A 9840-nucleotide genomic window follows, 5' to 3' on the forward strand; every position below is an offset into this window, starting at 1 on the left:
AACTAGAACATGTTATAGAAAACCGGATTGGTATCGCTACCAGCCGCAGGAATACCCTGCTCGACACAAATCGGAACGTGTTCTAGTCTTCTGGGTAAGTCCGCACTCCCGGGGAGGCCAACTTACGTGACGTCCATTCAACAGCGTGATGCGCAGTCGGTGTTGGCTGGGATCGACGATCTGCTGCCGCAGATCCGGGAGCGCGCCCAGGCGACGGAGGATCTGCGCAGGCTGCCCGACCAGACCGTTCAGGAGCTCGAGGACATCGGGTTCTTCACCCTTTTGCAGCCCGAGCAGTGGGGCGGGCTGCAGTGCGACCCCGCGCTGTTCTACGAGGCCGTCCGCCGGCTGGCCAGCGCCTGCGGCTCCACGGGGTGGGTGAGCTCGATCATCGGCGTGCACAACTGGCATCTGGCGCTGTTCGACCAGCAGGCCCAGGAGGACGTCTGGAGCGAGGACCCCAAGACCCGCATCTCCTCGTCCTACGCCCCGATGGGCGCCGGCGTCGTGACCGACGGCGGCTACCTGGTCAACGGCTCGTGGAACTGGTCGTCGGGCTGCGACCACGCCACGTGGACCTTCGTGGGCGGCCCGGTCATCAAGGACGGCCGCCCGGTGGACTTCGGCAGCTTCCTCATCCCGCGCAGCGAGTACCGCATCGACGACGTGTGGCACGTCGTCGGCCTGCGCGGCACCGGCAGCAACACGCTGGTCGTCAAAGACGTCTTCGTGCCCCGGCACCGGTTCCTGTCCTACAAGGCGATGAACGACGGCACCGCCGGCGGATACCGGACCAACACCGCCCCGGTGTACAAAATGCCCTGGGGCACCATGCATCCCACCACCATCTCGGCGCCCATCGTCGGCATGGCCTACGGCGCGTACGACGCGCACGTGGAGCATCAGGGCAAGCGGGTGCGGGCGGCGTTCGCCGGTGAGAAGGCCAAGGACGACCCGTTCGCCAAGGTTCGCATCGCCGAGGCGGCCAGCGACATCGACGCCGCCTGGCGGCAACTGAGCGGCAACGTCGCCGACGAGTACGCGCTGCTGTCCGCCGGCAAGGAGATCCCGTTCGAGCTGCGCGCCCGGGCCCGCCGCGACCAGGTGCGCGCCACCGGCCGGTCGATTTCTGCGATCGACCGGTTGTTCGAGGCGTCCGGCGCCACCGCGTTGGCCAACGACCAACCGGTGCAACGGTTCTGGCGTGACGCGCACGCCGGCCGTGTGCACGCCGCCAACGACCCCGAGCGCGCCTACGTGATCTTCGGGAACAACGAATTCGGGTTGCCGCCCGGCGACACCATGGTGTGATGACGGCGATCGAGGAACTCACGTTCGAGTCCACTTCGCGCCTCGTCGAAGTGGACGTGGACGGCCCGCTGAAGCTGCACTACCACGAGGCCGGCGCGGGCAACGATCGGACCGTCGTGCTGCTGCACGGCGGCGGTCCGGGCGCATCGAGCTGGACCAACTTCTCGCGAAACATCGCGGTGCTGGCCGAGCACTTTCACGTGCTGGCCGTCGATCAGCCCGGGTACGGGCATTCCGACAAACGGGCGGAGCACGGGCAGTTCAATCGCTACGCCGCCCGGGCCCTCAACGGGCTTTTCGACCAACTGGGCCTGGGACGCGTTCCGCTGGTGGGCAATTCGCTGGGCGGCGGCACTGCCGTCCGGTTCGCTTTGGACTACCCCGACCGGGCCGGGCGCCTGGTGTTGATGGGGCCTGGCGGGCTGAGCGTCAACCTGTTCTCGCCCGATCCGACAGAGGGGGTCAAACGGCTGGGGAAGTTCTCCGTCGAGCCGACCCGGGAGAACCTCGAGGCGTTCCTGCGGATGATGGTCTACGACAAGGACCTGATCACCCCCGAATTGGTGGATCAGCGTTTCGCGTTGGCCGGCACGCCGGAATCGCTGACGGCGACGCGGGCGATGGGAATGTCGTTCGCGGGGGCCGACTTTGAGCTTGGCATGATGTGGCGCGAGGTGTATCGGCTGCGCCAGCCGGTGCTGTTGATCTGGGGCCGAGAAGACCGGGTCAACCCGCTGGACGGCGCGCTGGTGGCGCTGAAGACCATTCCGCGTGCGCAGCTGCACGTTTTCGGGCAATGTGGGCACTGGGCGCAGGTGGAGAAGTTCGACGAATTCAACAAGCTGACCATCGATTTCCTGGGAGGCGCGCGATGAGTATCCGCTCTCTGGGCTACCTGCGCATCGAGGCCACCGACATGGCGGCCTGGCGCGAGTACGGCCTGAAGGTGCTCGGCATGGTCGAGGGTAAGGGCAGCACCGAGGGTGCGCTCTATTTGCGGATGGACGACTTCCCGGCCCGGCTGGTCATCGTGCCCGGCGAGCGCGACCAGCTGAGTGAGGCCGGCTGGGAATGCGCGAATGCCGAAGGCCTGCAAGAGATCCGAAACCGGCTCGACGTGGAGGGCACGCCCTACAAGGAGGCCACCGCGGCCGAGCTGGCGGACCGCCGGGTGGACGAGATGATCCGCTTCTCCGACCCGTCGGGCAACTGCCTGGAGGTCTTCCACGGCGCCGCCCTGGAACACCGAAGGGTGGTCAGCCCGTACGGGCACAAGTTCGTCACCGGTGAGCAGGGCCTGGGGCACGTGGTCCTGACCACCCGCGACGACGAAGAGACGCTGCACTTCTACCGGGACGTGCTGGGCTTCAGGCTGCGCGACTCGATGCGGCTGCCGCCGCAGGTGGTGGGCCGGCCCGCCGACGGGGCGCCGGTCTGGCTGCGGTTCTTGGGCTGCAACCCGCGCCATCACAGCCTCGCCTTCATGCCCGGGCAGACCCCCAGCGGCATCGTGCACCTGATGGTCGAGGTCGAAGAAGCCGACGACGTCGGCCTGTGCCTGGACCGGGCGTTGCGCCGCAAGGTGCCGATGTCGGCCACGCTGGGCCGCCACGTCAACGACCTGATGCTGTCGTTCTACATGAAGACGCCCGGCGGCTTCGACGTCGAGTTCGGTTGCGAGGGCAGGAAAGTCGATGACCACGACTGGATCGCCCGGGAGAGCACCGCGGTGAGCCTGTGGGGTCACGACTTCACGGTCGGCTTCGCCTAACCTGAAGTCATGTCAGGGCAGATCGATCCGCGGGCCTTCCGGCAGGTGCTGGGTCAGTTCTGCACCGGGATCACCGTCATCACCACCGTTCACGACGAGGTGCCGATCGGCTTCGCCTGCCAGTCGTTTGCGGCGCTGTCGCTGGACCCGCCGCTGGTGCTGTTCTGCCCCACCAAGGTGTCGCGGTCCTGGAAGGCCATCGAGGCCACCGGCCGGTTCTGCGTCAATGTGCTGAGAGAGAAGCAGAAGGACGTGTCTGCGCGGTTCGGGTCGAAGGAACCCGACAAGTTCGCCGGTATCGACTGGCACCCTTCGGAATTGGGTTCGCCGATCATCGACGGGTCGCTGGCCTACATTGACTGCACGGTCGCCTCGGTGCACGAGGGGGGCGATCACTTCGTGGTGTTCGGCGCGGTCCGATCGCTGTCGGAGGCCCCCAAGATCAAGCCGCGGCCGCTGCTGTTCTATCGCGGTGACTACACCGGGATCGAACCGGACAAGACCACGCCGGCCCGGTGGCGCGATGACCTGGAGGCGTTTCTCACCACGACCACCCAGGACACCTGGCTCTAGGGTCTCGCGCGGCGACGCGCCCGGCGTCCGGCCCATGTTTGACGGCCACAGGCTTTCGGGAATGCGTGATCTCATGCCCTCACCAGCCAACCGCGCGTTGGTCGACTACCTCAACGCTCAGATCGAGCAGATCGAAAGCGGCGACGCGGAGCTGCGCGACGGGGAAACCCCGGAGACCATTCACGACACCCGCGTCGCCACCCGGCGATTCCGCAGCACCCTGCGCGTCTTCGCCCAGGTCCTCGACGGGGCGGTCGGCGACCTGGACGGCGAACTGAAGTGGTTCGCCGCGCTGCTCGGCGATGTCCGCGATTGCCAGGTTCAGCAGCGCCGGTTCAGCGAGGCGCTGGACGCGATGCCCGACGAGCTGATCCTGGGCCCCGTCCGCTCACGTATCCGCAATGATCTCCAAGCCGTCGAGCTTCCCGCCCGTGCGCGGCTGGGCGAGGCGATGGGCTCCGACCGCTATCACGCGTTGATGGCGGCGTTGCGCCGCTGGCGCGACGAACCACCCGTCGATCAACAGATCTCCGCCGAGGCGCTGCGCAAGCGGGCCCGGCGGGCGCAACGCAAGGCGGACCGGAGGCTGGTCGCGGCGCTGGAGTCCGGCGAAGACGTGATGCTGCACAAGGCGCGTAAGGCCGCCAAGCGCGCCCGCTACGCCGCCGAGCTACACCAACCCCTGCACAAGCGGGCCAAGCGAACCATCAAGCACTACAAGCGGATTCAAAGTCTGCTCGGGGACCATCAGGACACCGTCGTCGCCACGGAAGCGCTTCGGCAGATGGCGGTGACCGCGGGAACAACGGTCGGGGAGAACGGCTTCAGCTACGGCATGTTGTATGCCCGCGAGCAACAGATCGCCCGCCAATGCCGGGACGGCGCCTTACAGCTCCTGTGAGGGGCACACCCGATGGCCCGCTTGAGGGGGGCGGGCCATCGGGTGTGCGCGGGCCGATCAGCCTGACGACGGCCGGCGATGCCGGATGGGCTCCGCGTCGGCCACCGGCTGTTGCGGCGTCCCGCGGGCCGCGTCGCCGCGACCGTTGGCGGGCTCCTCGCCCGTTTCCGCGACGTTCGGGTCGAGGCTGTCGGCGCGCTTCCAGTGGTCCTCGAGTTGCTGACGCGATGCCGCCAAGTCGCTTTGATGGCTCGCCGCCCGTTCCTGCAGCCGGGCGGCCTCGGCGGCCTTGGCTTCGGCCTCGGCCTGCGCGGCGCGTGCCCTGGCGGCCGTTTCGTCGGCGAGCGCTTGCCGCCGTTCGACCCGGGACGACTCCACCTTGGCCTGTTCGCGAATCTCCTCGGCCTGCCGTTGGCGGCGTCGGCGCGCCGCTTTGTTCGCCGCGAAGATCACGGCGGCTATCACGAGGACCGCCGCGATCACGGCGATCACAATCCAAACAGTGCTGCTCATAGGGGGCTCCGTACGTGTCGTGGGTGGTGTGCTGCAGCCCGTCCGTAGCGGTTTCCCCATATTCGACAGATATAAAACAGCGAAGATCCAACCCGCTGCGCCGCTACCTGAAATCGAGCGCCTCGGCCTGCGCGACGAGCTGCTTGTCGGGCTGCCCGGCGACGACGAGCCTGTCACCGGCCACGGCCGCCCCCGGCGCCGCCCGGGCGTGCGTGAGGCTTGGCTGGCGCAAGCGGTCGGGGCGGACTCGGGCCAGAATGGCCATATGACCCTGGACCTGAACGGGTACCTCGACCGGATCGGCTTCCGCGGCGCCGCCGAGCCGAGCCTTGACGCCCTGCAGGGTCTGGTGACCGCTCACACGCAAGCGATTCCGTTCGAGAACCTCGATCCGCTGACCGGAGTGCCGGTCGACGACCTGAGCCCAGAGGCCTTGACCGACAAGCTGGTTCACCGGCGCCGGGGCGGCTATTGCTACGAACAGAACGGGTTGATGGGTTACGTGCTCGCTGAATTTGGCTTTCGGGTGCGGCGATTGGCCGGCAGGGTGATCTGGATGCTCCCGCCCGACGCGCCGTTCCCCGCACAGACGCACACGGTGTTGGCGGTGACATTTCCCGGGTCGCAGGGGTGTATCTCGTCGACGTCGGCTTCGGCGGCCAGACACCGACCTCTCCGCTCCGCATCCAAACCGGCAGCGTCCAACAGACCACCCACGGGCCGTACGGGCTCGAGGACCGCCGCGACGGGCTGGTTGTGCAGGCACTCATCCGCGACCAGTGGGTGCCGCTCTGCGAGTTCACGACGCGCACCCAGCCGGACATCGATCTGAAGGTGGGCAGCTGGTTCGTCTCGACCCACCCCTCGTCGCACTTTGTGACCGGCGGCCTGATGGCCGCACGTGTCGCCGAGGACGTCCGGTTGAACCTGGCCGGGCGCGACCTGACCATCCACCGCGCGGACGGCAGCGAGAAAATCCGCCTGGCGGACGCGGCCGCCGTCGTGGATACCCTTGCCGAACGGTTCGGGGTCAACGTGGCCGATGTCGGCGAGCGTGGTGCGCTGGAAGCCCGCCTCGACAAGGTCCTCGGGGCTTGATCCCGCACGTCATCCGATCCTCGTGTGATCCTCCTCAGCCCACCGCCACAATGGTGATGACCGCCATACCGGGGTAAATGCGGCGAATTATAAGGACGTCTATTAATCTGTCCCGACGTGAGTCGGGATCACGGGTCAACCAATATTGTCGGGGCCGCCTCGCGGAGCGTAGGCGCCGACGCCGCCCCTGCAGCCAGGATCGTGGTGCCCAAGGGCGTGACGTTGACCTCGAATTTCGACCGCAACCGCGCTCAGCTCGGTGACAGCCCGGCGTACCGCTTCCTTGATTACTCGCAGGAACAAGACGGCCGGGTCATCGAGCTCAGCTGGAACGAGCTGTGGTCGCGGGTCTGCGCGATCGGCGCCCGGCTGCAGCAGGTCACCCAGCCCGGCGACCGGGTAGCCATCCTGGCGCCGCAGGGCCTCGACTATGTGGCGGGTTTCTTCGCCGCCGTCCACGCGGGCAACGTCGCGATCCCGCTCTTTGCGCCGACTCTGTCGGGGCACGGCGAGCGGTTGGCGGCGGTGCTTGCCGACGGCCGGCCCGCGGCGGTCTTGACCACGACCGCGGCGGCCGAGTCGGTTCGGGCGTTCATCAGGACCTTGCCCGCGCACGAGCGGCCGCGGATGATCGCGGTGGACGCGGTACCCGCGTCGCTCGGCGCGACCTTTGCCGAACCCGTCCGCGCTACCGACGATCTCGCCTATCTGCAGTACACGTCGGGCTCGACGCGCACGCCGGCCGGGGTCGAGATCACCCATCGCGCCGTCTACACCAACGCGATGCAGATGATCCTGCACGGCGGGCTGAACACCGACGTCCAATGCGTGAGCTGGCTGCCGCTATATCACGACATGGGATTGATGATGATCGTGTTCACGGCCTTTTTCGGCGCGCACGTCACGCTGATGGATCCCATGGCTTTCCTTCGCCGGCCCTATCGATGGATCAAACAGTTGGGTATCGCGGCGACCCGGGGCCGGACAATGGCGGCGGCCCCGAACTTCGCCTTCGAGTTGACGGCCCAGCGGGGGCTCCCTCCGGCCGGCGAGAATCTCGACCTCAGCAACGTGGTATGCCTGCTCAACGGGTCGGAGCCGGTGAGCATGTCGGCGATCGAGCAGTTCACGAAGGCGTTCGCCCCGTATGGTCTGCCGGCGACGGTGGTCAAGCCGTCCTACGGGATGGCGGAGGCGACGCTGTCGGTCGCCAGCATCGCCTCGGACGCGGCGGCCAGCGCGATCTTCCTCGACCGGGAGCAGCTCGGCGCCGGCCGCGCGGTGGTCGTCGACCCGACGTCGCCGGGTGCGGTCTCCCTTGTCTCGTGCGGCCAGCCGATCCTCGAGCAGTGGGCGGTGATCGCCGACCCGGACGGCACGGAGGTGCCCGACGGCACCGTGGGGGAAATCTGGTTGCACGGCAACAACGTCGGCCGTGGGTATTTCGGCCGTGAGGACGAGACGCGACGGGTGTTCGGCAACAAGCTGCAGTCCCGGCTGGAGGTCGGTAGCCACGCCGAGGGCGCTCCCGACAACGGGTCCTGGCTGGCGACCGGCGATCTCGGTGTCTACGTCGACGGCGAGCTGTACCTGACGGGCCGGATCAAGGACCTCATCATCATCGACGGCCGCAACCACTACCCGCACGACATCGAAACCACCGTCAGCGAAGCTTCGCCAGCGATCCGCACCGGCTACGTCGCCGCGTTTTCCGTTCCGGCCGAGGCGATTTCGTCCGGCAGCGGCTCTGGCGAGCAGGTGGTCGTCGTCGCCGAGCGCGCCGCCGGCGCGGGCCGTGCAGAACTGGGACCGATCGCAGAGACCGTGCGGGCGGCGATCTCGCGGCACCACCAGATCCGCGTCGCCGACGTGCGGCTGGTGGCCGCCGGGACCATCCCCCGCACGACGAGCGGCAAACTCGCGCGCAGCGCCTGCCGGGCCGAGTACCTCGCCGGGCGGTTCAACAACCGCTGACGGGCAGCCAGGGCCCGATCCGGCGCAGGGCCTCCTCGATGTCGCCGGTCGGCCCGGCGAACGACAGCCGGACGAACGAATGGCCGCGCGCGGTGTCGAAGTCGATGCCGGGCGCGATGGCAACGCCGGTGTCGGACAGCAACTTTGAGCAGAACCCAAGCGAGTCGCCGGTGAAGTCCGAGACGTCGGCGTACACGTAGAACGCGCCGTCGGTGGGCGCCAGGCGGTCGATGCCGATCGCGCGCAGCCCGTCGAGCAGCAGCGAGCGGTTGATGCTGTAGTGCCGCAGGTTGCCGTCCGCCTCCGCGGTGGCCTCCGGGGTGAAGGCCGCCACCGCGGCGAGCTGCGACAGCACCGGCGGGCAGATGGTGAAGTTGCCGGTCAGGCAATCCACCGCCCGGCGCAGCTCGCTCGGCACGAGCAGCCAGCCCAGCCGCCAGCCCGTCATCGCGTAATACTTCGAGAAGCTGTTGACCACCACGGCATCTCGTGACGTCTGCCAGGCGCAGCTGGTCTGCGGCGCGCCTTCGTAGACCAGTCCGTGGTAGACCTCGTCGCTGATCAGCCGCACTCCGGAGGTCTCGCACCACGAGGCGATTGCGGCCAGCTCGGCCGGCGGGATGACCGTCCCGGTGGGATTCGCAGGGCTGGCGACGATCACGCCCCGCACCGGCGGGTCCAGCTCGGCGAGCATCCGGGCGGTGGGCTGGAACCGGGTCTCCGGCCCGCAGGCGATGTCGACCACCTCACATCCCAGCGCCGACAGGATGTTTCGGTAGCACGGGTAGCCTGGGCTGGCCAGCGCCACGCGGTCGCCCACGTCGAAGGACGCCAGAAAGGCGAGCAGGAACCCGCCCGATGATCCCGTCGTCACGACGACCGCGTCGGGCTCCAAGTCGATCCCGTGCTTGCGCCGGTAATCCGCCGCTATCGCCGCGCGTAGCTCAGGAATGCCCAGCGCTACCGTGTAACCCAGCTGGTTGAGGTGCAGCGCGGACGCCGCGGCCGCGCGCACCGGCTCGGGCGCACCGACGCTGGGCTGGCCCGCCGACAGGTTCACCAGGTCGCCGTGGGTGCGCTGGCGCTCCGCGGCGGCCAGCCACACATCCATCACATAGAACGGCGGGATGCCGGCGCGCGCTGCGACATGCTCGGTCACGGCGCCAGAAGCACCTGTGATTCGAGTTGCCGCAACAACTCTCGCGGCGAGCCGAGCAGTTGCGCGCTGCCGTGCGCGCGTTTGAAATACAGGTGCATGTCGTGCTCCCAGGTGATCGCGATGCCGCCGTGCAGCTGAATCCCCTCGGCCGCCACGGCTTTCAGGGCCTCGGTCGCGGCCAGGCGGGCGGTGGCGGCTTTGGTGGGAGTGGGGTCGTCGCACGCGTCGGACACCACGGCCTTCGCCGCGGCGACGGCGACATACAGATCGGCCATCCGGTGCTTGAGCGCCTGAAAGCTGCCGATCGGCCGGCCGAATTGCACCCGGTTCTTGGTGTATTCGACGGTCAGCTCCAGGCAGCGTTCGGCCGCGCCGATCTGCTCGGCCGCCAGCAGGATGGCCGCGATGTCCGCGATGCCCGGGTCGGGCCCGAGCGCCGTGATCTCGGCGCCCTCTTCGGGCCGCAGCCGGGCCAGGCGCCGGGTGGGGTCCATCGTCGCCACCGGCTGTGCGGTGAAGCGTGTCCACCTGCTGAGCTCG

At 68.3% G+C, this 9840-nt stretch carries 10 protein-coding genes and 1 pseudogene; 7 read left to right on the forward strand and 4 right to left on the reverse strand.

The window, feature by feature from the left end:
• The first annotated feature begins 126 nt into the window (after positions 1–126).
• From hsaA to VMD50_RS19775, 5 genes are all read left to right on the forward strand, one after another.
• Positions 127–1311, forward strand: a complete 1185-nt coding sequence (hsaA, locus tag VMD50_RS19755; protein ID WP_325429846.1) for a 3-hydroxy-9,10-secoandrosta-1,3,5(10)-triene-9,17-dione monooxygenase oxygenase subunit — start codon at positions 127–129, stop codon at positions 1309–1311.
• Positions 1311–2186: a 4,5:9,10-diseco-3-hydroxy-5,9,17-trioxoandrosta-1(10),2-diene-4-oate hydrolase gene (gene hsaD, locus VMD50_RS19760; protein WP_325429848.1), complete on the forward strand. Its 876-nt coding sequence runs from the start codon at positions 1311–1313 to the stop codon at positions 2184–2186. Before hsaA ends, hsaD begins: the two co-directional genes overlap by 1 nt.
• Complete coding sequence (hsaC, locus tag VMD50_RS19765; protein ID WP_325429850.1) at positions 2183–3082, forward strand: iron-dependent extradiol dioxygenase HsaC; 900 nt, start codon at positions 2183–2185, stop codon at positions 3080–3082. Before hsaD ends, hsaC begins: the two co-directional genes overlap by 4 nt.
• 9 nt (positions 3083–3091) lie before the next feature.
• Entirely contained in the window at positions 3092–3655 is a 564-nt protein-coding gene (gene hsaB / locus VMD50_RS19770; protein ID WP_325429852.1) for a 3-hydroxy-9,10-secoandrosta-1,3,5(10)-triene-9,17-dione monooxygenase reductase subunit, read from the forward strand.
• Between the two features lie 61 nt (positions 3656–3716).
• Positions 3717–4556 (forward strand): CHAD domain-containing protein, encoded by an 840-nt coding sequence (locus tag VMD50_RS19775; protein ID WP_325429854.1) that lies wholly within the window; start codon positions 3717–3719, stop codon positions 4554–4556.
• A 57-nt stretch (positions 4557–4613) separates the two neighbouring features.
• Here VMD50_RS19775 and VMD50_RS19780 read toward each other — a convergent pair whose 3' ends face one another.
• Positions 4614–5069: a hypothetical protein gene (locus VMD50_RS19780; protein ID WP_325429856.1), complete on the reverse strand. Its 456-nt coding sequence runs from the start codon at positions 5067–5069 to the stop codon at positions 4614–4616.
• Between the two features lie 103 nt (positions 5070–5172).
• Entirely contained in the window at positions 5173–5334 is a 162-nt protein-coding gene (locus tag VMD50_RS19785; protein WP_325429858.1) for a hypothetical protein, read from the reverse strand.
• On the opposite strand from VMD50_RS19785, the pseudogene VMD50_RS19790 reads away from it, so the two are divergent.
• Both VMD50_RS19790 and VMD50_RS19795 read left to right on the forward strand, forming a co-directional pair.
• Positions 5335–6167: pseudogene (locus VMD50_RS19790) on the forward strand (arylamine N-acetyltransferase family protein).
• A 144-nt stretch (positions 6168–6311) separates the two neighbouring features.
• Complete coding sequence (locus VMD50_RS19795; RefSeq protein WP_325429878.1) at positions 6312–8141, forward strand: fatty acyl-AMP ligase; 1830 nt, start codon at positions 6312–6314, stop codon at positions 8139–8141.
• Here the strand turns inward: VMD50_RS19795 and VMD50_RS19800 are convergent.
• Both VMD50_RS19800 and VMD50_RS19805 read right to left on the reverse strand, forming a co-directional pair.
• The gene (locus VMD50_RS19800; protein ID WP_325429860.1) at positions 8128–9300 is read right to left on the reverse strand and encodes a pyridoxal phosphate-dependent aminotransferase; all 1173 of its coding nucleotides are present in this window, start codon (positions 9298–9300) and stop codon (positions 8128–8130) included. The genes VMD50_RS19795 and VMD50_RS19800 overlap by 14 nt on opposite strands.
• Positions 9297–9840 (reverse strand): acyl-CoA dehydrogenase family protein (locus VMD50_RS19805; RefSeq protein WP_325429862.1); only part of this gene is annotated, 544 nt, incomplete at its 5' end. The genes VMD50_RS19805 and VMD50_RS19800, both read right to left, overlap by 4 nt.

The sequence above is a fragment of the Mycobacterium sp. genome, assembly GCF_035506235.1.
Lineage (GTDB): Bacteria > Actinomycetota > Actinomycetes > Mycobacteriales > Mycobacteriaceae > Mycobacterium.